Raw genomic sequence first — 21,723 nt, forward strand, 5'->3', positions numbered from 1 at the left:
GGTCTGACCCGCCGCCACGCCGAGCGTTTACACCACGCCCGGACCAGGTCGAACACCCGCACAGCAACCAGCGAGACCAGGCAGCCCGCAGCCGAGCAATCCGCGTGGGGCGGACGAGCCGTGCAGTGCGAACGGGCCCAACGGACCGCGCAGGCCGAGCCGATTGAGCAGGCCCAAGACCGACCACCATCCTCCTGCGACGGAGCCGCCATTCACTTCCTGACAGACTACGGATTACGCCGAGTCGGTGGCGTGTTTGGCAGCCAGCATCCTCCTCGGCCGCCCGAGCGGGAGCCAGCTATTCGTCTGACCCAGGCATCATCCGCCCCACAACATGCCACAGGCCCACTGCCAACGGGCTCGACGGCAATCGCCGGACGATGCGCCGACGCGGCGAATGGTTTGCACCTGGTAGCCATACCTACCGCCGCGCTCCGGACCACACCCCGACGACCGAGACGGAACACCATTTCGGCCGGTCTCGGATCAGGGCTGACGCGACTGTCGGAGGCCAGCGACAAAATACGACCAGGCCGGGCGCGCAAAGGCCAGTACCGGGCCGGTGGGGTCCTTGGAATCACGTACGGCTACCGCCCGGGTCAGCTCGGCCACCTCCACGCAGTTTGCGTTCGAGCCGCTGCGGTTGGACTTACGCCAAGCGGTGGCCGGCACCTCGGCCACCTCCACGCAGTTGGCGTTGGCGCCGCTACGGCTGGACTTGCACCAGGCCGCGCCGGACAGGTCGAGGATGATCATGACGGCTCACTCCCGCTCGTGCTCCGTTGCGATCCGCGCAACGAGCCGCACCGATTCGGCGGGGCTCAGCGCCACTGTGGCAAGCCTATCCGCCTCGCCCCGGAAGTGAGCCACCTGCGGCACCTCTTCGAGGAACAGCCCGGTCAGTTTGTGGTCGAGATAAACCACGGATCGGTTGCGGGGAAAGTCGAGCAGCGCGAACGAGCCGTCCAGCCCGGTGTGTGCGCCGACCGCTAGCGGCACCACCCGCAGCGTCACGTTCGGCCGCTCGACGGCGTCGACCAGATGCCGCAGTCGGCGGGCCATCACCGCCGGGCCACCGAGCGCCCGGCGCAACACCGCCTCGTCGATCAGGGCGTGCAGGGTCGGTGGGGTGGACCGGCTCAGGATGGCCTGCCGGCCGAGCCGGGCTGCCACCCGGGACTGCGCCTGGGCCTCCGGCGCCCCGCCGCCACACATGAGCGCATGGGCCGGTACGCCCGACAACGATCAGGAGGAATCTGATTGATGAGCTGCGGCGGCACTGCCCCCTGCCCAGGTGGCACGGGACAGCGCCGACCCGGAAACGTCAGACCCGGTGCGCCGCCAACAGGAAGGTGTAGGCCGCGTGACCCTCGACCGTCGGGTGGAAGGTCTCGGTGAGGCGGGTCAGGTTGACCCCGTGGAGGAACGGCTTGGGGCTGCACGCCTCGTAGCCGGCGAGCACCGGACGCATGTCGACGAAGGTGACCCCGGCCCGGCTCGCCGCCGCCCGGGTGCCCTCGGCCACCGCGTCGGCGTTGCCGTTCATGTAGGTGCGCTTGGTGGCGCTGGGGCTGATTGCACCGCACGAGCCAGTCGGCGCGACCAGCCTCGGGTAGCCGAGCACGACCACCTTCGCCTTGGGGGCGCGCCGCTTGATCTCGCCGTACAGGCCGGCCAGCTCGCCCACCATCTGGTTCCTGGCGTAGTACGACGAATACATCGTCGCCGTCTCGCAGTACCACTCGCTCTCGGTGAGACAGGCCCTTGCCACCGACGAGAACTGGGCGTCGTTGCCACCCAGCGTGATGCTGACCAGGGCGGTCTTGCTGGTCAGCGCGGAGAGCTGCTTGCTGCGGACGTCCTCGATGGTGGCACCGCTGCAGGTGACGTCCTTCAGCGCGTACCCCGGGACAGAGGACGCGAACAGCTTGGGGTAGCTCTTCGGGCTGCGCAGACACGCGCCGCTGGCGGAGTCGTACGGGTACGCCCCGACCCCGGAGGCGTACGAGTCGCCGAGCGCGACGTACTCCTGGGTGGCCGCAGCCTGGGCGGGGGCGGTGGCCGCAGCGCTCATCGCCACGGACGTCATGACCGCAGCGAGGAGCACCGACGTGAACTTGCGCATAGCTTCCCTTCGACCGGAGACCCAAAGCGGGAGGCGGACCTGATCGTCCAATGTGGAGTACGGCGGCGGTCACCGCCACCGGGCACTCCGCTTCCGCCCGCGACACCTTGACGGCCGCAGGCCCACCCACGTTCACGTCTGGGGTGAAGAATTTCCCGACTCGGCGATCGGCGCGATCAGCACCCCGGCCGTCACGCGTCGTAGTCGACGGTGAGGGTTTCGGTAAGTGGGCTGGACTGGCAGGTCAGCACGTACCCGGCGGCCACCTCGTCGGGCTCCAGGGCGTAGTTGCGGGCCATCTCGACCTCGCCGGCGACCACCCTGGCCCGGCAGGTCGAGCAGACCCCGCCCTTGCAGGCGTACGGCAGCTCGCTGCGGACCTTCAGCGCCGCGTCCAGCACCCGCTCGTCGCGGCGCATGGTGAAACTCGACGAACGGCCGTCGAGCAGGATCGTCACCTCCGTGCCGCCGGCCGACTCGTCGGGGCGGCGGACCGGCTCCGGTGGCGCGTCGACGTGGAACAGCTCGGTGTGCACCGCCGGCTCCGCCACGCCCCGTGCGGTGAGCACCTCACGGGCCGCCACCACCAGCCCGTACGGGCCGCAGAGGAACCATTCCTCGATCGCCTCGCCGGGCACGATGGTCTCCAGCAGCCGGGCCAGCCGCTCGGCGTCGATCCGGCCGGAGAGCAGGGGTGACTCGCCCTGCTCACGGGAGAGCACGTGCACCAGGTGCAGCCGGGTCGGGTAGCGGTCCTTCAGGTCGGCCAGTTCCTCGGCGAACATCACGCTGTTCGCCGTGCGGTTGCCGTACACCAGTGTGAAGGTGCTGGCCGGCTCGACGGCCAGGACGGTGGCGACAAGCGACAGCACCGGAGTGATGCCGGAACCGGCGACCACCGCGCCGTAGCGGCGGACCCGGTCCGGCGCGTACGCCGTGGTGAAGTGCCCCAGCGGCGGCAGCACCTCGACGCTGTCGCCCGCGCGCAACGCGGCGCAGGCGAACGACGAGAAGGCGCCGCCGGGGATCTCCCGCACCCCGATCCGCAACCGGCCGTGCCGCGCCAACTCCTGCGGGGTGGAACAGATGGAGTACGACCGGCGCACGTCCGCGCCGTCCGCACCCTCCCCGCCGGGCAGGCGCACCGTGAGGTGCTGGCCGGCGCGGAACGCGAACGTCGCGCGCAGCTCCTCGGGCACCGCGAAGGTGATCGCGACGGCGTCGGCGGTGAGCCGGTCCACGGCGGTGACGGGCAGCGGATGGAACACCGGCCGGCGACGGACCGGGCGGGTGATGGTGACAGTCACAGCGCCTTCACATGGTCGAAGGGTTCGGAGCAGGCGCGGCAGCGCCAGAGTGCCTTGCAGGCGGTGGAGCCGAAGCGGCTCAGCTGCTCGGTCTCCGGCGAACCGCAACGCGGGCAACGGACGGCCAAGGTCAACGGTACGACTCCGGCGCGCCGGGCCGGCGGGGCGATACCGGCGGCGGCCAGCTTGGCCCGCCCGGCGTCGGTGATCCAGTCGGTGCTCCAGGCCGGGCTGTGCACCGTGCGTACCTCGACCTCCGGATGCCCGGCCGCGACGACCGCCCGCCGGATGTCGGCGCGGATGACGTCCATCGCCGGGCACCCGGTGTAGGTGGGCGTGATGGTGACCACCACCCGCCCGGTCTCCGGGTCCTCCTCGACCGAGCGCAGGATGCCGAGGTCGGCGATGGTGACCACCCGGATCTCCGGATCCACCACCGCCGCCACGGCCTCGTGGGCGGTGTTCACCGTCGCCACCGGCACGTCATCTCCCGACCGCTCACCAGTGGGCCCCGGGATGGGCGCGGTGCAGCACCTGCATCTCCGCGAGCAGGTACGACAGGTGTTCGGTGTGCACCCCGTCCCGCCCGCCGGCAGGTGCCCAGCCGGACTCCGGCAGGATCAACGTCGCCTCGGCGACCACCGTCGAGACGGTCGCGTCGAAGTCGGCCCGCAGGGTGGCCGGGTCGACCGGTGCCTCCGGCTGGGCGGCGAACAGCTCATGGGCGTACGGCCAGATCTGGTCAAGGCCGGCCTGCATCCGCCGGTGCGACTCCTCGGTCCCATCGCCCAGGCGCTTCACCCAGAGCGCGGCATGGTCGAGGTGGTACGCGGACTCCTTGCGCGCCTTGCCACCGATCGCGGCCAGCCGTTCGTCGGCGCAACCGGCAAGCGCGGTGTAGAGCGGAAGCTGGTACGCCGCCAGGACGAGCAGCTTCGCCATGGTCACCGCGAAGTCGCCGTTGGGCAGCTCGACCAGGAGACAGTTGCGGAACTCCCGGTCGTCCCGGAGGAAGGCCAGCGCGTCCTCGTCCCGGCCGGCACTCTCCAGCTCGCCCGCGTACGACAGCAGCAGCCGCGCCGCGCCGAGCTGGTCCAGCGCGATGTTGGCCAGCGCGATGTCCTCCTCCATCTCCGGCGCACGGGTGGTCCACTCGGCGAGCCGCTGCGCCGCGATCAGCGCGTCGTCACCGAGACCGAGCGTGAAGGCGAAGGGACCTTTCATAGGACCGTCTCCGTTCGCGACTGCGGGGCTCGCGAACCCCGCTCACTCCTCGCGCTCACAGGTGTGCCGCCCCTTCTGGCACCTCGTAGAAGGTGGGGTGTCGGTAGACCTTGTCGGCCGCCGGGTCGAAGAAGGCGTCCTTCTCGTCCGGGCTGGAGGCGGTGATCGCGCTCGCCGGCACCACCCAGATCGACACCCCTTCCTGACGGCGGGTGTAGAGGTCCCGGGCATTGCGCAGGGCCAGCTCGGCGTCGGGAGCGTGCAGGCTGCCGACGTGGCTGTGCGCCAGCCCTCGCCGGGCCCGGACGAAGACCTCCCAGAGCGGGGAGGATTCCTTGCTGCTCATGCCGCGACCTGCTCCTTGCCTACCTGCTGCCCGCTCGCCTGTTGCCCGCTCGCCTGCGGCCTGTTTGCCTGTTGCCCGCTCGCCTGCGGCCTATTTGCCTGCTGCCTGTTTGCCTGCTTCGCCGCGTACGTCGCGGCGGCCTCGCGTACCCAGGCGCCCTCGGTGTGGGCGCGGCGGCGGTGCGCCAGCCGCTGCCGGTTGCACGGCCCATCGCCGGAGATGACCCGCATCAGCTCGTCGTAGTCGGGCTGGGTGAAGTCGTACGCGCCGCGCTCCTCGTTCCAGCGCAGGTCCGGGTCGGGGATGGTCAGCCCGAGCACCTCCGCCTGGCCGACGCACATGTCCACGAAGCGCTGGCGCAGCTCGTCGTTGGAGAAGCGCTTGATCTTCCAGGCCATCGACCGGGCGGAGTGGGTGGAGTCGCCGTCCGGCGGGCCGAACATGGCCAACGACGGGTACCACCAGCGGTCCACCGCGTCCTGCGCCATCGCCCGCTGCGCCGGGGTGCCGTGCGCCAGGGTGTGCAGAATCTCGTAGCCCTGCCGTTGGTGGAACGACTCCTCCTTGCAGACCCGGATCATGGCGCGGGCGTACGGGCCGTAGGAGCAGCGGCAGAGCGGGACCTGGTTGACGATCGCCGCGCCGTCCACCAGCCATCCGATGGCACCGACGTCGGCCCAGGTGAGAGTGGGGTAGTTGAAGATCGAGCTGTACTTCTGCCGACCGTCCAGCAGCAGCTCGACCAGTTCGTCGCGGCTGATGCCCAGGGTCTCGGCGGCGGCGTAGAGGTAGAGGCCGTGGCCCGCCTCGTCCTGCACCTTCGCCAGCAGGATCGCCTTGCGTTTGAGCGAGGGGGCGCGGCTGATCCAGTTCCCCTCCGGCTGCATGCCGATGATCTCCGAGTGGGCGTGCTGGGCGATCTGCCGGATCAGCGTGCGGCGATACGGCTCCGGCATCCAGTCGCGCGGCTCGATCTTCTGATCGGCAGCGATGATCTCCGTGAAGTAGGCGTCCAGGTCCGCACCCGGGCCGGCCACGCCGCGATCCCGCGCCGCGGCGCTGCGCAGTGCCGCCTCGGCGGCCTCGACCTCACCGAGCAGACCGCCGGGTCCGCCCTCGCCCGGGAAATCATTGCCATACATGCCCTCAGTGTTACAGCTCGCACTGCAATTGGCCAGAGGGTGTCATAGAAATGCGAAGCATCCGATCGTCACCAGCTCACTGCCGGTTGTAACCTCGCCGGGCTATGACTTAGGTCACCAGCAGCGGGCAAATCCTCGCAACCGACCCATAGCGGCTGGTTATCCCGTCTTCACGGCGAGTTGCCCGGTGCCGAATCCTGGCGGACCGGCAATCCGGACGTAGACTTCCCACGTCATACCGATCGGCTGCAGACGATTGCCGGCTGAACAGGGCCGCTACCCCCGGCCCCGAGGCGATCCAGACCGGTCAGTCCTGGCAACAGCCGGTCCCCCCGGCCCTGACATCTGGAGCTCACCCGCTCATGCGATCTCGCGTGATCATGGTGTTCGCCGTCACGACGGTGCTGCTCGGCGGCGCCATGCTGGTGCCGGCGGCGTACGCCCGGCTTTCCAGCGACGAGGCGAACCCCGGCCAGCAGAGCGTCGCCGCGCCCAGCCCCGAGCCACCGCCGCCACCGACCCTCGCCGCCGGCAAGGTCTCGGTCAACTTCAAGGGCGAGTTCTTCTCGTGGGCGCTGATGGACCGCGAGTCGGGCGAGATCTCCGGCTCGAAGAACCTGGCCGCCACCAGCTCCACCGAGTCGATGCTCAAGGCCTGGATCGTCGCCGACTACCTGCGCCAGCTCGGCGACGAGGAGCCGCAGGCGACCTTCAAGAAGGCCGCCAGCCTGGCCATCCGGGACAGCGACGACGACGCGGCGAACCTCATCTACCGCCATGCCGGCGGCTCGTACACCGTACCGGCCGGCGGCCAGCCCGGGCCGGTGATCAAGCGGGCGATCAGCATCTGCGACCTCACCGACACCAAGCGGGGCAATGTCCCCGGCTACGAGGGTTGGTGGAGCTTCACCCGGATGTCGGCACGCGACGCCGTACGGCTCGGCGACTGCATCGCCGACGGCCGGGCCGCCGGCCCCAAATGGACCGAGTGGCTGCTCACCGAGATGAGCAAGGTACGCGGCAGCACCGCGGCCAAGGACCAGAAGCCCCGCTCCGGTGGTGGCAAGTGGGGCATCATCGACGGCCTGCCCGAATCGATCACCAGTCAGGGGCCGGTCAGCATCAAGAACGGTTGGACACCCCTCAACTACGACGGCAACTGGCACGTCAACTGCCTTGCCGTGACCGAGAAGTGGAGTCTCGCGGTGATGCTGCGCTACCCGCAGAGCAGTGGGCTCGATTACGGATCCGACGTCTGCGCCAGCGTCGCGGCCCAGCTCGTGACGCCGCAGCCCGGCGGCGCCGTCAAGGTCCCGCAGCAGCCGATCGGGAAGCTCTGATGGCCGCCCGCCGCCGGGGTGGCCGCAAGGGCGAGACATCCCCGTTACGTCTCATCGCCATCGCCTCCGTACTGATCGGACTGGTCCTGGTCTCGTTGCGCCTGCTGCCCGGTTCGCCGTTCGAGTCCACCGCCGCCGCCCAGTGGGGGCGAGGCGAGTCGTCGCCGAGCGAGCGGAACGGCAACCTGACCGACCGCAGCACCCGGCCCTCGCCCTCGCCGAGCCCGTCACCCGAGCCCGAGCCGCTGCCGTTCGAGGCGAAGAAGCTCGACCTGGACATCGACGGCTGGTACGGCTGGAGCGTCCTGGACCGGCGCTCGGGCGAGATCATCGGCTCGGAGAACATGGACGAGACCAACACCACCGCGTCCCTGATCAAGTCCTGGATCGTCGCGGACTACCTGCGTCGTACCGCCGACGCCGGCCAGACTCCGAGCGATGCCAAGCTCGGTGACCTGACCAGGATCATCCGGGACAGCGACAACGAGCGCACCGAACAGCTCTACACCCAGATCGGCCGGTCCGCCTCGATCAAGCGGCTGCTGTCGACCTGCGACCTCACCGACAGCAAGGTTTCCAGTGATCTCGGCTGGAGCCGTACCGAGCTGTCGCCTCGGGACACCGCCCGGCTCGGCAACTGCATCGCCGACGGCACCGCCGCCGGGCCCAAGTGGACCAAGTGGCTACTCAAAGAGATGCGCCTGGTACGCGGAGCCGGCGACTTCGGCATCCGCAAGGCGTTCCCGGCCGACGAGGCCAAGAAGATCGCCATCAAGAACGGTTGGGTCGACCGCACCCGCGAGCAGGAGATTCACGTCAACTGCCTCGCCATCGGGGACACCTGGACGATGGGCGTGATGCTCCGCTACCCCATCAACAAGGGCTACGAGTACGGCATGGACAACTGCCAAACCATCACCGAGTCCCTCCTAACCACCCCCTAACCCCACCCCACCCCCCGCCCCACCCTCGCCACGCCCCCCGCCCCACCCTCGCCGCGCCCAGCTGCGTCGATCTTGCACTTTCCGTCGCCGCATTTCCGGGCATAAGCCGCGTTTCGGCGACCGAAAGTGCAAGATCGGCGGGGGCGAGGGTGGGCGGGGGCGAGGGCGGGCGGGGGCGAGGGCGAGGGCGGCGGGGGCGAGGGCGGCGGGGGGTGGTCAGTGGGGGAAGAAGGTGGGGCCGGGGGTGGGGAGGGCGGGGGTTTCGCCCAGGGCGGCGGCGCGGCGGGCGAACTCGCGCAGGCCGGCGATCTGACGGTCGCCGAGGGAGAAGTCCAGCGCCCGGAAGTACGAGGCCAGGGTGGCCGCGTCGAAGGACTCCCAGCGGGCCGCCGACTCGGCGACCTGGTCGAGTTCGGCCAGGCACAGGTCACGCGAGCGCAGGAACGCCTCGTGCACCTCCTTGACCAGGCCGGGGTGGGCGGCGGCGAAGTCGCGGCGGACCGCCCAGACGGCGAAGACCATCGGCAGGCCGGTCCACTCCCGCCACGCCTGCCCCAGGTCGGTCACGGCCAGCCCACGGCGGGGCGCCTCGTAGAGGGCGCGCAGGGCGACGTCGCCGATGAGCACTCCGGCGTCCGCCTCCAGCAGCATCTGGGTCAGATCCGGCGGGCAGCGGAAGTAGTTCGGGTGGACGCCGTACCGCTCGCGGAGCAGCAACTGGGCGAGCAGCACCCCGGTCCGTGAGGTGGAGCCCAGCGCCACCCGGGCGCCGTCGAGTTCGGCCGGCGGCCGGGTGCTGACCAGGTTGACCGAGAGCACCGGGCCGTCGCTGCCGACCGCAAGGTCGGGCAGGAGCAGCAGTTCGTCGGCGTGGCGCAGGTACTCGACCAGGGAGATCGGACCGATGTCCAGGTCACCGGCGACCAGCGCGGCGTTCAGCCGGTCCGGCGAGTCCTTGTGCAGGTCGACGTCGAGCAGCGCGCCGGAGCGCATCAGCCCCCAGTAGATCGGCAGGCAGTTCAGGAACTGGATGTGCCCGACCCGGGGGCGGGCGACGCGCTCGACCATGTCCCGACCGTATCCCCGCCGCCGCCGAGCTGCTCAGCGGGCCGGCGCGGAAGTGGCCAACCCCGCACCCGCCCCCCGTTCCCCGCCCCGAGCCACCCGATTCAGTGTTGACCATGAAGTTGTTATCACGACACGCCGGAAGGGCGGACAACAACTTCATGATCGACGTGCTGGAGCGGTGCGGGTCTGGGGCTCGCCGGCCCTGCGGGCGGGGGGAGCTCGGCGACGCGGGGGAGCTCGGCGACGAGGGGGAGCTCGGCGAGGCGGGAGCGCTCGGCCCGGATCGCTCGCCGGACCGGCCGGACGAAGCCGAGCAGCATCAGCAAGCCGGCGACCCCGCAGCCGACGATCAGCGGCCGGGGCTCGCTCACCTCAAGCAACAGCCCGCCGATGAGGTAGCCGACCATCGCGGCCCCCTGCACGGCCGCGCCGATCGCGGCGAAGGCCCGCCCGCGTACGGCCTCCGGCACCCGCCGGGCCACCACCATGTTGTGGAAGACGTTGTCGCCGCCGTTGCACACGCCGCCGACCAGCCAGATCGGCACTATCAGCAACGCCACCGGCACCGTCGCCGAGACCAGCACCATCAGGCAGCAGCCGCCCAGCAGGAGCAGACCGCCCTGGATCAGGGCGGCGTCATCGGTGAACCGCCGGGCCAGCCGGGCGAAGATCCAGGCGCCGCAGAGCATGCCCAGCGTCCACGTCCCGCTCACCAGGCCGTAGACGGAGGCAGAGGCGCCGAGGGTCTCCCGGATGTAGAAGACGTCGATCACGTTGATCGCCCCGATCGCCGCGATCACCCCGGCCAGGGTGGCCACCGTCGCCACCAGCAGCGGGTCCCGGCGCAGTCGCCAGTCCGCCGCGGCACCGCCCGGCGTCGAGGCGGCACCGGCAGCCGACGGCGTCGAGGACCGGGCACCGCCGCGACGGGTTCGGATGAGCAGCCCGGCGACCACGAGCGCGAGGTAGCTCACCGCACCCACCAGCAGCGGCACCCGGCTGCCGAACCAGCCGACCAGGAAGCCGGCCAGGGCCGGGCCGGCGAGTACGCCCAGCATGCCGGCGGTCTGGTTGAGCGCGGTCGCCCGGGGCAGGTCGGCGGGGCGCACCATCGCGGGGATCAGGGCGGAGAGCACCGGCTGGGTGACCGCCAGGCCGGTGGCGAGCAGCGCGATCAGGCAGACGACCAGCAGCGGGTGCCGGGCGTACGCCAGGTTGAGGCAGATCACCGACTGCGCCAGTCCCGCCCCGATCAGCAGGGTCCGGCTGTCCACCCGATCGGCGAGCCGCCCGGTCAACGGGGCGAGCAGCACCAGCGGCAGGGTGGCCGCCAGCAGCACCCCGGCCACGGCCGTGCCACCGGCCCCGGCCGACTGGAGGGTGAGCGTCAGCGTGGTGGCGGCGAGGAAGTCCCCGCAGGTGGCGATGCCCCGGGCGGCGGTGGCGAGGCCCACGTCAGGCCAGCGCGAGCCACCAGATGTGAAAGACATACTTCGAAAGTAATGCTTCACATCTGGCCCACGCAAGCCCCTCAGTCCAGCGGCAGCGCCTTGTACTGGATCGCCACCCGACGGGCGCCCGGCGGCGGATCGGTCCGGCCCCGCTTCCGGTACGGCCGCAGCACCGCCAGCACCGCGCGGTTCACCTCGGCCAACTCCTCGGCCGTGAGCAGCAGCAACGACTCGCTGAGCATCGCGTTCCGATACCACTCCTCCGACTCGTCGGGTGCCCGGCGCAGCCAGTCGCGGCTGCGCTCCAGCTCCCGGGCCAGGAATGCCTCGACGAGGCTCTGCTCGGCCTCCCGCGTCGACGGGTCGGCGGCCCGACCGGCGTCGATCGTCCAGGAGTGGACCGTGCTGCGCCACAACCGTTCCCGGGCATCCCCCCGACTCGGTGCCGCCTCCACCAGCCCGAACCGGGCCAGCGCCCGGAGGTGGTAGCTGGTCGCGCTCGGGGAGAGCCCCGCCACCTCGGCACACTCGGTGGCGGTCACCGCGCCCTCGGTTGTCGCGAGATGCTCCATGATCGCGAGCCGGGCCGGGTGGGCGAGCGCCCGCAGCGTCTGCGGGTCGCTGATCGTCACCCGGGGCAGCTCGGGTTGCGCCTCCGTCATCCCCTCATGATCCCCGACCAGGATGAGAATGCGGTTGCCAGCGCTGCTGCCCGGAGTAGGCTTTCCGTTCGCTTGACGGCCGCGGTGAGCACGCACCGCAGCGGACGTCCCCGCGCCGGGCGCCGGCCATCCGCCCCGGACACGCGAGCGAGCAACCGGAACCTCCGTGAGGAATCGCATCGTGCCCGCACCCGACCTCGACGCCGACCTCAAGGCCGAACGCGAACACCTGGACACCTCCCGTACGGCCCTACGCCGGATGCGGGAACGCGCCGAGGCACTCTTCGTCACCGGTGACAAGGTGGCTGGGGACGCGTACACCGCGGAACAGCTCGGCCGACATCTCGCGCGGCGGGTGGCCGAGCTGGCCGACGATCCGCGTACCCCGCTCTTCTTCGGCCGGCTCGACTTCGGCGACGCGGAGACCGACCACGCCGGGCGGCGGTACCACGTCGGACGCCGACACGTCACCGACGAGCAGGGCGAACCGCTGGTGCTGGACTGGCGGGCACCGGTCTCCCGGTCGTTCTACCGGGCCAGCGCCCGCGACCCGCAGGGCCTCGCGGTACGCCGCCGGTTCGGCTTCAGCGACGGGGTGCTCACCAGCTTCGAGGACGAGCAACTGGACCGGGGCGAGGAACTCGGCACGGCCAGCCGGATCCTCACCGCCGAGATCGAGCGGCCCCGGGTCGGGCCGATGCGCGACATCGTCGCCACCATCCAGCCCGAGCAGGACGAGCTGGTCCGCGCCGACCTGACCGCCTCGATCTGCGTACAGGGCGCGCCGGGCACCGGGAAGACCGCGGTGGGGCTGCACCGCGCCGCGTACCTGCTCTATCTGCACCGGGAACGGCTACGCCGGTCGAAGGTGCTGGTCGTCGGCCCGAACCGGGCCTTCCTGGCGTACATCGCGGCGGTGCTGCCCGCCCTCGGCGAGGTGGAGGTCGCGCAGGCCACCGTCGAGGACCTGGTCGACCGGGTGCCGGTACGGGGAGTGGATCCGGCGCCGGTGGCCGCGCTCAAGCACGACGCGCGGATGGCCGAGGTGCTGCGGCGGGCGGTGGACGCGTACGTCGGCGAGCCGACCGAGGCGATCACCGTCTCCGACGGCTCGTTCCGCTGGCGGATCGGGTTGGAGCCGCTGCACCGGCTGGTGCAGGAGACCCGCGCCGAGCAGCTGCCGTACGCCGTGGGTCGGGACCGGGTCCGGGCCCGGGTGGTCGGTCTGCTACAACGGCAGGCCGAGGCGCGGCGGGCGGAGTCGCCGAGCGACGCCTGGTTGCGCCGGATGGGCCGGTCGAAGCCGGTCACCGCCTTCCTGGACACCGTCTGGCCGGCGCTCACCCCGGACGGCCTGGTGCACGCGCTGCTCGCCGACCCCGTCCGGCTCGCCGCAGCCGCCGACGGCCTGCTCTCCCCGGCGGAACAGGACCTGCTCACCGGCGGCAGCAGGCTGGGCCGCACGCCGAAGGCGACCCGGTGGACCGCCGCCGACGCGATCCTGATCGACGAGGCGGCCGGCCTGCTCGAACGTCCCGCCGGTTACGGGCACGTCGTGGTCGACGAGGCGCAGGACCTCTCGCCGATGCAGTGCCGGGTGATTGCCCGGCGCAGCGAGCACGGCTCGCTCACGCTCCTCGGTGACCTGGCCCAGGGCACCGCGGCGTGGGCCGCCACCGACTGGCGGGAGACCCTGCGTCACCTGGGCAAGCCGGACGCGGCCGTGGTGCCGTTGACTGTCGGCTTCCGGGTGCCCGCAGCCGTGCTCGCCTTCGCCAACCGGTTGCTGCCGGCGCTCGCCGTCGACGTACCGCCGGCCGAGTCGCTCCGCCGCGACGGCGCGCTCGATCTGCGTACCGTCACCGATCTTCCGGCGGCGACGGTGGCCGAGGTCCGGGCGGCGCTGGCGCACGAGGGTTCGATCGGGGTGATCGCCGAGGACGGCGCGGTGGCCGGGCTGCGGGCGGCGCTGGCGGCGGCGGGCGTCGAGACCGCGACCGCCGACGACCCACAGCCCGCGACGCGGGTCGCCGTGCTGCCGGCCACCCTCGTCAAGGGCCTGGAGTACGACCAGGTCATAGTCGTCGAGCCGGCGGCCATCGTGGCGGCCGAGCCACGCGGACTGCACCGGCTGTACGTGGTGCTCACCCGGGCCGTGTCCCGGCTGTCGGTGCTGCACGCCGATCCGCTGCCCGACCCGCTGGCGTGACCGCTCCCGCTTGCGCCCACCAGATAGACCGGTAACACGAGCACCTGGAAGGAGCCGTCCGTGACCCTCGCCCGAGCTGAGCGGGTCAGCCGCCGCTACGGCAGCACCCTCGCCCTGGATCAGGTCGACCTCGACGTGCCCGCGGGCGAGCTGGTCGGCCTGCTGGGGCCGAACGGTGCCGGCAAGAGCACGCTGATCAACCTGCTGGTCGGGCTGCGCCGTCCGACGTCCGGTCGGGTGGAACTCTTCGGCGGCGACCCGCGCGACCCGGCGAGCCGGCGCCGGCTCGGCGTCACCCCGCAGGAGACCGGTCTACCGGCCACGTTGCGGGTCGGTGAGGTGGTCGATTTCGTCTCCGCCCACTACCCCGACCCGATCCCGCGCGGCGAACTGCTCGACCGGTTCGGCCTCGGCGAGCTGGTACGGCGGCAGACGGGTGGGCTCTCCGGCGGGCAGAAGCGCCGGCTCGCGGTGGCGCTCGCCTTCGTCGGCCGGCCCCGGCTGGTCGTGCTCGACGAGCCGACCACCGGCCTGGACGTGGAGGCCCGGCACACCCTGTGGGAGGCGATCCGGGCGTTCCACGCCGAGGGCGGAACGGTGCTGCTGAGCAGCCACTACCTGGAGGAGGTGGAGGCGCTCGCGCATCGGGTGGTGGTGATCGGCCACGGTCGGGTGCTGGCCGACGACAGCGTCGACGCGATCCGGGCGGTCGTCGGCGTACGCCGGGTCAGCCTGACCGTCGACGACCTGCCGCCGCTGCCCGGCGTGGCCCGCACCGAGCGGGTCGACGGTCGTACCCACCTCTTCACCCCCGACGCCGACCAGCTGGTCCGGGACCTGGTCACCAGCGGGGCCGAATTCCGCGACCTGGAGGTCCGACCCACCTCGCTGGAGGAGGCGTTCCTCGCCATCACCACCGCCGACGTCGCCGCCGAGCCGACAGCCGTCTGAGGAGACCAGCACCGTGCCACTCGCCCTGACTCACGCGCGCTACCAGCTGCTGGAGACGGTCCGCATCCCGATTGCGATCTTCGGCAGCGCATTCTTCCCGGCCGCCGCGATGCTCTTCTTCGTGGTGCCGTTCGCCGGCAAGGACCCGGTGGGCGCCACCTTCGCCACCGCGTCGATGGTCACCTTCTCGGTGATGAGCTCCAACATCTTCCAGTACGGGGTCGGCGTCGCCGAGGACCGGGCGCAGCCCTGGGACCCGTTCACCCGTACGCTGCCCGCCGGTTCGGCACCGCGCTTCGCCGGCCGGATCACGGCCGGACTGGTCGTCACCTACCTGTCGCTGATCCCCGTCGTGGTCATCGCGGCGACGCTTACCGAGGCCCGGATCACCCCGGGGGCGTTCCTGCTGGCGTTGGCCACCGTGGGGGTGATCTCGGTGCCGTTCACGCTGATGGGGCTGAGCATCGGGTACGCGCTACCGAGCAAGGCGGCGATCGTGGTGGCCCAGCTGATCTTCTTTCCGCTCGCCTTCGGCGGCGGGCTGCTCTCCGCACCGGATCAGGCGCCCGGCTTCATCCAGGCGATCGCGCCGTACCTGCCCACCCGGGGCGCGGTGGAGCTGATGTGGGCGGCGGTCGGCGATTATTCGGTGAACCCGTTGTCGCTTGTCATGCTCGGTGTCTGGCTGGTGTTGCTGGCCGCGCTCGCCGGCTGGGCGTACCGCCGGGACGAGGGTCGCCGGTTCAGTTGACGTTCGCCCCGTTGCGCCCCGGGCGGCGGGCCGCCGGTGCCACGATGCCGGAAGGGGTGGCCGGCCGGTGGCCGCCCCAGGGTCGGAAGGGGTGGCCGTGGCGAGCGTCCCGTCGGGCACACCCTGCTGGGCAGACCTGGCCACCCCCGGCCTGGACGCGGCCCGGCGGTTCTACCCCGAGCTGTTCGGCTGGACCGGTCGGGTGGACCCGGAACCGGAGGCGGGCGGTTACACCACGTTCCTGCTGGACGGCCGGGCCGTCGCCGGGGTCGGTCCACCGGCCGTACCGGAGCAGGTGCCGATCTGGTCCACCTACGTCGCCACCGACGACGCCGACCTGGTCGCCGGCCGGGTGCAGCGGGCGGGCGGACAGGTGGTGGTGCCGCCGTTCGAGGTCTTCGACCGGGGCCGGATGGCGGTCTTCTCCGACCCGGCCGGTGCCGCGTTCAGCGTCTGGCAGCCGATGAGCTTTGCCGGTGCCGAGGTCTTCGACGTTCCCGGCGCGATGAGCTGGACCGAGCTGGTCACCCCCGATCCCGAGGGGGCGCGGGCCTTCTACGAGCTGGTCTTCGGATGGCAGCCCGAGGAGGAGCCGATGGGACAGCTCGCCTACACCGGATGGCGGCTCGGCGACCGGATGGTGGCCGGGATGATGCCGCCGCTGGGCGAGGAGTTCCCGGCCGACTCACCGGCCTACTGGACCGTCTACTTCTCCGTCGCCGACGCCGACGCCACCGCCGCCCGCGCCGCCGAACTGGGCGGCACCATCCTGGTCCCACCGCGCGGCATTCCCGCCGGCCGGACCACCGCCCTGCGCGACCCGGACGGTGCCCTCTTCTCCGCCATCGCCCTGGCCCCCTCCTGAGCCCCGTCGACCTTGCGCTTTCGGTCGGCGTTTTGACCGGATCGCAGCTTTTGTCGCGACGCAAAGTGCAAGATCGCGGGGGTTCAGGGGCGGGGTGGGCGGGTGGGGAGGATGACCGGGCCGTGCGGGGTGGGGATGACCTGCACGTGGGCGCGGTAGTGGTGGGAGAGCAGATCCTCGGTGAGGACCTGGGTGGGCGTGCCGGTGGCGGCCACCCGGCCCTCCGCGAGCAGCACCATCCGGTCGGCGTACTCGCCGGCGATCGAGAGGTCGTGCATGGTGGCCAGCACCGTCAGGCCGTGCGCGCCGCGCAACTGGTCGACAAGTTCGAGAACCTCCTGTTGATGGCCGATATCCAGGGCGCTGGTGGGCTCGTCGAGCAGCAGCAGGGTGGCGCCCTGCGCCAGCGCCCGCGCCAGGAAGACCCGCTGCCGTTCCCCGCCGGAGAGGGTGGCCAGCTCGCGGGTGCGGAACCCGGTCAGGTCCAGCCGGTCCAGCACCTCGTCCACCACCGCCAGGTCAGCGGCAGATTCCCGACCGAGCGGCGGAATGTACGGATTCCGGCCGAGCAGCACGTAGTCCAGCACCGCCATCCCGGGCGGCACCACCGGGGACTGGGCGACCGTGGCCACCACCCGGGCCCGTTCCCGACGACGCAGCTCGCCAAGGGGCGTACCGAAGAGCCGGACGGCGTCCGGCGCGGAGAGCAATCCGCCGACGGCGCGCAGCAGGGTCGACTTGCCGGCACCGTTGGGGCCGATCACGGTGACCCACTCGCCGACCGCCACACTCAGGTCGACACCTGTGAGAATCGGTACGCCGTCCAGCCGAACGTGCAGGTCACGTACCTCGACGGCGGGGGCGGGCGGGGTCGGGGTCATGTCAGTACCCGCCGGGCGGTGCGCAGCACCAGGACGAAGAACGGACCACCGAGCAGTGCGGTGACCACCCCGATGGGGATCTCCTGCGGTGCGGCTGCGGTCCTGGCCACCACGTCGGTGAGGGCGAGAAAGGCCCCCCCGAACAGCAGCGACAGCGGGAGGATGACCCGGTAGCTCGAGCCGGCGAGCAGCCGTACGGTGTGCGGCACGATGATGCCGACGAAGCCGATCAGGCCGGAGGCCGAGACGGCGGCGGCGGTACCCAGCGAGGCGGCGGCGATCAACAGGTACCGCGAGCGCTGCGGGTGCAGACCCAGGCTGGCCGCCTCGTCGTCGCCGACTGAGAGCACGTCCAGCTCACGCCGGAACAGCAGCACGACCAGGGCGGTGACCAGGAAGTACGGCAGGACCAACCGGACGTCCTGCCAACCGGCGGTGGCCAGCCGACCGAGCAGCCAGGAGTAGACCGCCTGGATGCTCTCCGCGTGCCGTTGCAACAGGTACGTCTGCCCGGCGGAGAGGAACGCGGAGACGGCCACCCCGGCCAGGATCAGCGTGGCCGGTGAGCGGCTGCGCCCGCCGGCCGCCCCGAGCAGGTACGTCATCACCACCGCGCCGAGGGAGCCGGCGAAGGCGGCAAGTGGAACGGCCACCGGCAGCCCGCTCATCGTCCCGCCCGCCCCCACGCCGAGGGTCAACACGACGGTTACCGCCAGCCCGGCACCGGCAGCCACCCCGAGCAGGTACGGGTCGGCCAGCGGATTACGGAACACCCCCTGGTACGCGGCACCGGCCAGGGCGAGCAGTCCACCGACAAGCAGGCCCAGTACCACCCGGGGCAGCCGCAGCTCGGTGACGATGGCGATCTCCCGCTCGGTCAGCCCGCTGTCCAGGCGTACCCCGGGCAGCAGGTTGAGCAGCTCGATCGCGACGCTGCCCGGCGGCAGGCTGACCGGGCCGAGCGAGACGCCGGCGACAAGCGCGACGAGCACGGCGAACACACCGGCGGCGAGCCAGCTCATCCGCAGCCCCGCCGGCCGCACCGTCGCGGCCGGCGGGAAGGACGGGCCCCCTTTTAACGCCTGGTGCATAGAAAGGGCCCCTTGTTAACGGCTGCCATCCGGAACACGCCAGCTGCCGCCCCGAGCACGACGTTCGCGGTCCGTCACTCGGATGCCTTGCTGGTGGCGTCCACGATGCTCTTGAGCAGGTCCACCACGCGCGGCCCCCAGCGGGAGGCGATGTCGTCGTCGAGCTCCACGATCTGGTCGTTCTTCACCGCGCTGAGTGCCGCCCAGCCGCTGCGGGCCTTGACCTTCTCGGCGGTCTGCCCGGCCTGCCGCACGTCGCCGAGGAAGATGAAGTCCGGGTCGGCCTTGACGATCACTTCCTGGGAGAGCTGCGGGTAGCCACCGCTCTTGCCGTCGGTGTCGGCCGCGTCGGCGATGTTCTCCAGCCCGGCGAGGGTGTAGATCGAACCGATGAAGGTCTTGCTTGTCGCGGTGTACAGCTCCGGACCCAGCTCGTGGAAGTAGGTGGGCGCCTGGACCCGCTGCGGCACCTCGGCCACGATCTTCGCGATGTCGTCCTTCATCCGCTGCACGAGGTCCGCCGCCTCGGTGGCGTTGCCGGTGAGCGTGCCCAGCTCGGTGATCTGCCGGTACGAGTCATCGAGCGTCTGCGCCGCAGCGGTCACGTAGACCGGGATCTTCAGCGCGGTGAGCTGGTCGACGATCTTGTTGCGATCGTCGCTGAGCACCACCAGGTCGGGGTCCTTCGCGGCGACCGCCTCGGCGTTCGGCTGGTACCCGGAAAGCTCGGTGCGCGGGGCGTCGGCCGGGAAGTTGGACTGGTCGTCGACGGCGGTGACCTGCGGACCGGCGCCGATCGCGTAGAGCATCTCGGTGGCGGTCGGCGCGAGCGAGACGATCTTCTCGGGGCGCTGTTCCAGGGTCACCGACCCGACGGTGACGGGGAAGGCGGCACCGCTCGGGCTGCCGCTGGTGGCCGGTGTCTCGGTTGTCTTCTCGGCGCAGGCACCGAGGGCGAGCGCGGCCACCGCGAGAGTGGCGGCGAAGACCCGGGGGGTACGTCTGAACATCGGTCCTCCTGTCGGTCGAGGAGTGCGGTGCTTCGCCGACAGGGAGCCTGGGCACCCGTCCGCGAGGCGCCCTTCCTCGAGAGCGCGGTTCGCGACCGCGCCCCAGGCGACCTGGCTCGTCCCCGTTGCGGGGCATCACAGTTGCGGGACAGCGCCGGTTTCACACCGGCTTCGCTGCGGCGGGTCGGTAAGACCGTAGCGCACGCCTCGACCACGCCCCGGCGAGCAGGGTCACGGTCGACGGCCGGCACCCCCTCGACGGCGACCCGGCTGCCACCCGGAGGCGGGCGGGACTGCCACCGGGTGGCAGCCGAGGAGCAGCTCTTTGTCCGGTTAGCTCCTGGGACGGGGCCCCGCGCGAGGGGGTGTGACGGGGCCCCGTCGGCTCAGGATGCGGTGATGGTGACGTTGTCCACAGCCGCCTCGACCAGGCTGGCCGTCGAGGCGTCGGCCGCCTCCACCAGGATCCGGACGGACTGTCCGGCGTACGGGGTGAGGTTGAGGTTCGACACCGTCCACGCGCCGTTGCGGTTGCTGGCCGCAGCGGCCTGGGTGAGCAGTGCCGTGGTGCCGCCGCTGTGCACCACGCTGACCCGGAAGTAGTCGGCCGACGAGGAGTTCGAGCCGTGCGCCAGGTACCAGGCCAGCGAGAGCGTCAACGTGCCGCTCGACGGCAGCGTGATCGCCGGGGACCTGGCGCTCGTCACCCCGCCGTCCACGTCGTAGTCACCCGCCGCGCTGCCGGCGAGCCGGCCGGTCACCAGGTCGTTGCTGCCGGCGTACGGGACGAGTTGCTTGGCGCCGCTGGAGTTGGTGGCCTGGGCGGCACCCCGCTCCCACTGACCCGAGGTCGCGGTGTCCGTGCCGTTGGGGTTGATCGTCCAGCCGGTCGCGGTCTCGAAGGTGTCGGACCAGACCGTGGTGCCACCGCCGGTGCCGCAGTACTGCGCCTGCTTGCCGATCGCCCGGTACGGGCAGTCGGCGTACTCGGCGAGGATGAGCACCGCCTCGCGGTTGCGCGAGGTCTGCTGTGGGATCACCTCGTCGGGCGGGTAGAAGCCGCCGCCGGAGGCCGAGCGCGGATACAACTCGAAGGTGTACGCCCAGATGCCGTGCGTCGCCCACATCCAGTCGATGCTGCTGCCGTCGGTGATGTAGAGGTCGCTCGACTGCTGCGGGGTGAAGCCGTTGGTCGCCGCCATCTGCTGGCCGAGGGTGGCGAAGGTGTTGTACTGGTCGGCGGTCATTCCGGGGGCGGTGTTGTTGTAGGTGTAGCCGTACGGCCAGAGCACCAGCTCGGAGTAGGTGTGGAAGTCGATGTTGGCCTTGATCTGCTGCACGCCGCCGACGACCCGGCTGTTCACGAAGTTGCGCAGCGCCTGCGTCTCGGGTGCCGAGAAGGCGGACGGGCCCCGGTAGGTGTCCGAGGAGGTGGAGCCGGACGAACCGCCGCAGCACCCGAAGTTGTAGCTCCAGTTGCGGTTCAGGTCCGTGCCGACGTACGAGGATCCGCTGTTGGGTTGGCGGTTCTTGCGCCAGGACCGGTAGGAGCCGGTGGCGATGTCGTACTCGCTGCCGTCCGGGTTGACCGTCGGCACGATCCAGATCTCCCGGTTGTTGACCAGGCTGGTGATCCGGGAGTCGGAGCCGTAGTTGTCGGTGAAGAGGTTGAGCAGGTAGATCGCCATCTCGACGGTCAGGTGCTCGCGGGCGTGCTGCTGCGAGTTGAAGAGGATCTCCGGTTCGTTCTCGTCGGTGGCGACGTTGTCGGAGATCTTCACCGCCACCAGGTCCCGGCCCTCGTACGAGCTGCCGATGCTGATCTTGCGGGCGATCGCCGGATGGTCCGCGACCACCTGGTTGACCACGGCGATCATCTCGGCGTAGTCGTGGTAGTTCGCGTCGGCCGGCGGGAATGCCAACGTGCCGACGTCCCCGTGGGCGTGGCCCCGGTCGGTCGGCAGCGGGGCGATCTCCTCCAGCCGGAACCCGAGTCGGGTGATGGCGGCGGCCTCGGCACGGGTGGCCGAGACGTGCAGCACCCCGTGCTCGGAGTAGTCGATCGCGGCGCCCGTACGGGCGACCGCGGTCCGGTCGGCGAGTGTCCTCGGACCGAGCACCCGGTAGGGCGCGGCGGCTGGCTGCTCGTCCCGATCCGGGGCGGGGCGGGCGGAGACCGGTGGTACGGATACGGCGAGCAGGCCGAGCCCGGCGGCGACGATTAGCGCCAGTGCGCGGCGGACGGGGATGGTACGGAAGGCCATGGACAACCTCCTGGAGGCGCGGGGATCCCCCGCTCGGTGGTGGACAGCCCACCACCGGTCACATGGTCATATCAATATCGATCGTTCCCGGG

General features: G+C 71.3%; 20 protein-coding genes, 1 pseudogene and 1 riboswitch. Of the genes and pseudogenes, 6 read left to right on the forward strand and 15 right to left on the reverse strand.

Going from position 1 to position 21,723, the window contains the following annotated elements; translation table 11 throughout:
* Positions 1-486 precede the first annotated feature (486 nt).
* From AC507J_RS01210 to paaA, 8 genes and pseudogenes are all read right to left on the reverse strand, one after another.
* The gene (locus AC507J_RS01210; protein ID WP_496287151.1) at positions 487-756 is read right to left on the reverse strand and encodes a DUF397 domain-containing protein; all 270 of its coding nucleotides are present in this window, start codon (positions 754-756) and stop codon (positions 487-489) included.
* A 6-nt stretch (positions 757-762) separates the two neighbouring features.
* Positions 763-1,215: a DUF5753 domain-containing protein gene (locus tag AC507J_RS01215; RefSeq protein ID WP_496287152.1), complete on the reverse strand. Its 453-nt coding sequence runs from the start codon at positions 1,213-1,215 to the stop codon at positions 763-765.
* A gap of 109 nt (positions 1,216-1,324) precedes the next feature.
* Positions 1,325-2,125 (reverse strand): SGNH/GDSL hydrolase family protein, encoded by an 801-nt coding sequence (locus tag AC507J_RS01220; protein ID WP_496287153.1) that lies wholly within the window; start codon positions 2,123-2,125, stop codon positions 1,325-1,327.
* 191 nt (positions 2,126-2,316) lie between these two features.
* The gene (paaE, locus tag AC507J_RS01225) at positions 2,317-3,432 is read right to left on the reverse strand and encodes a 1,2-phenylacetyl-CoA epoxidase subunit PaaE (protein WP_496287154.1); all 1,116 of its coding nucleotides are present in this window, start codon (positions 3,430-3,432) and stop codon (positions 2,317-2,319) included.
* The gene (paaD, locus tag AC507J_RS01230; protein ID WP_496287365.1) at positions 3,429-3,899 is read right to left on the reverse strand and encodes a 1,2-phenylacetyl-CoA epoxidase subunit PaaD; all 471 of its coding nucleotides are present in this window, start codon (positions 3,897-3,899) and stop codon (positions 3,429-3,431) included. Before paaD ends, paaE begins: the two co-directional genes overlap by 4 nt.
* 31 nt (positions 3,900-3,930) lie before the next feature.
* Positions 3,931-4,656, reverse strand: coding sequence for a 1,2-phenylacetyl-CoA epoxidase subunit PaaC (gene paaC / locus AC507J_RS01235; protein ID WP_496287155.1), 726 nt, complete (start codon positions 4,654-4,656; stop codon positions 3,931-3,933).
* 55 nt (positions 4,657-4,711) lie between these two features.
* The gene (gene paaB / locus AC507J_RS01240) at positions 4,712-5,002 is read right to left on the reverse strand and encodes a 1,2-phenylacetyl-CoA epoxidase subunit PaaB (RefSeq protein WP_496287156.1); all 291 of its coding nucleotides are present in this window, start codon (positions 5,000-5,002) and stop codon (positions 4,712-4,714) included.
* Positions 5,003-5,100: 98 nt separating this feature from the next.
* Positions 5,101-6,144: pseudogene (paaA, locus tag AC507J_RS01245) on the reverse strand (1,2-phenylacetyl-CoA epoxidase subunit PaaA); the annotation flags it as partial.
* A 362-nt stretch (positions 6,145-6,506) separates the two neighbouring features.
* Between paaA and AC507J_RS01250 the strand changes: the two are divergent.
* A complete protein-coding gene (locus AC507J_RS01250; RefSeq protein WP_496287157.1) occupies positions 6,507-7,484 on the forward strand; it encodes a hypothetical protein in 978 nt (325 codons plus the stop codon).
* Entirely contained in the window at positions 7,484-8,428 is a 945-nt protein-coding gene (locus AC507J_RS01255; RefSeq protein ID WP_496287158.1) for a serine hydrolase, read from the forward strand. Before AC507J_RS01250 ends, AC507J_RS01255 begins: the two co-directional genes overlap by 1 nt.
* A gap of 216 nt (positions 8,429-8,644) precedes the next feature.
* Here the strand turns inward: AC507J_RS01255 and AC507J_RS01260 are convergent, their stop codons facing one another.
* From AC507J_RS01260 to AC507J_RS01270, 3 genes are all read right to left on the reverse strand, one after another.
* Positions 8,645-9,496, reverse strand: coding sequence for a menaquinone biosynthetic enzyme MqnA/MqnD family protein (locus AC507J_RS01260; protein ID WP_496287159.1), 852 nt, complete (start codon positions 9,494-9,496; stop codon positions 8,645-8,647).
* Between the two features lie 125 nt (positions 9,497-9,621).
* On the reverse strand, positions 9,622-10,986 hold the full coding sequence (locus tag AC507J_RS01265; protein ID WP_496287160.1) for an MFS transporter: 1,365 nt from the start codon (positions 10,984-10,986) through the stop codon (positions 9,622-9,624).
* A 41-nt stretch (positions 10,987-11,027) separates the two neighbouring features.
* Positions 11,028-11,609, reverse strand: a complete 582-nt coding sequence (locus AC507J_RS01270) for a helix-turn-helix domain-containing protein (protein WP_496287161.1) — start codon at positions 11,607-11,609, stop codon at positions 11,028-11,030.
* Between the two features lie 181 nt (positions 11,610-11,790).
* Here AC507J_RS01270 and AC507J_RS01275 point away from each other — a divergent pair, with 181 nt between their 5' ends.
* From AC507J_RS01275 to AC507J_RS01290, 4 genes are all read left to right on the forward strand, one after another.
* Complete coding sequence (locus AC507J_RS01275) at positions 11,791-13,818, forward strand: HelD family protein (protein ID WP_496287162.1); 2,028 nt, start codon at positions 11,791-11,793, stop codon at positions 13,816-13,818.
* 60 nt (positions 13,819-13,878) lie between these two features.
* Positions 13,879-14,769 carry an ABC transporter ATP-binding protein gene (locus AC507J_RS01280; RefSeq protein WP_496287163.1) on the forward strand — a complete coding sequence of 297 codons (891 nt, stop codon included), beginning with the start codon at positions 13,879-13,881 and terminating at the stop codon, positions 14,767-14,769.
* Between the two features lie 13 nt (positions 14,770-14,782).
* Positions 14,783-15,520 (forward strand): ABC transporter permease, encoded by a 738-nt coding sequence (locus tag AC507J_RS01285; protein ID WP_496287164.1) that lies wholly within the window; start codon positions 14,783-14,785, stop codon positions 15,518-15,520.
* Between the two features lie 97 nt (positions 15,521-15,617).
* Entirely contained in the window at positions 15,618-16,385 is a 768-nt protein-coding gene (locus AC507J_RS01290) for a VOC family protein (protein WP_496287165.1), read from the forward strand.
* An 83-nt stretch (positions 16,386-16,468) separates the two neighbouring features.
* Here AC507J_RS01290 and AC507J_RS01295 read toward each other — a convergent pair whose 3' ends face one another.
* From AC507J_RS01295 to AC507J_RS01310, 4 genes are all read right to left on the reverse strand, one after another.
* Positions 16,469-17,266, reverse strand: a complete 798-nt coding sequence (locus AC507J_RS01295) for an ABC transporter ATP-binding protein (protein ID WP_496287166.1) — start codon at positions 17,264-17,266, stop codon at positions 16,469-16,471.
* Positions 17,263-18,357 (reverse strand): FecCD family ABC transporter permease, encoded by a 1,095-nt coding sequence (locus AC507J_RS01300; RefSeq protein ID WP_496287167.1) that lies wholly within the window; start codon positions 18,355-18,357, stop codon positions 17,263-17,265. Before AC507J_RS01300 ends, AC507J_RS01295 begins: the two co-directional genes overlap by 4 nt.
* 74 nt (positions 18,358-18,431) lie before the next feature.
* Positions 18,432-19,367: an ABC transporter substrate-binding protein gene (locus AC507J_RS01305; RefSeq protein WP_496287168.1), complete on the reverse strand. Its 936-nt coding sequence runs from the start codon at positions 19,365-19,367 to the stop codon at positions 18,432-18,434.
* Between the two features lie 110 nt (positions 19,368-19,477).
* A riboswitch (cobalamin riboswitch) is annotated at positions 19,478-19,537 on the reverse strand.
* 216 nt (positions 19,538-19,753) lie between these two features.
* Entirely contained in the window at positions 19,754-21,631 is a 1,878-nt protein-coding gene (locus AC507J_RS01310) for a M14 family metallopeptidase (RefSeq protein ID WP_496287169.1), read from the reverse strand.
* Positions 21,632-21,723 lie beyond the last annotated feature (92 nt).

The organism is Micromonospora sp. PRAS1, from assembly GCF_059553435.1.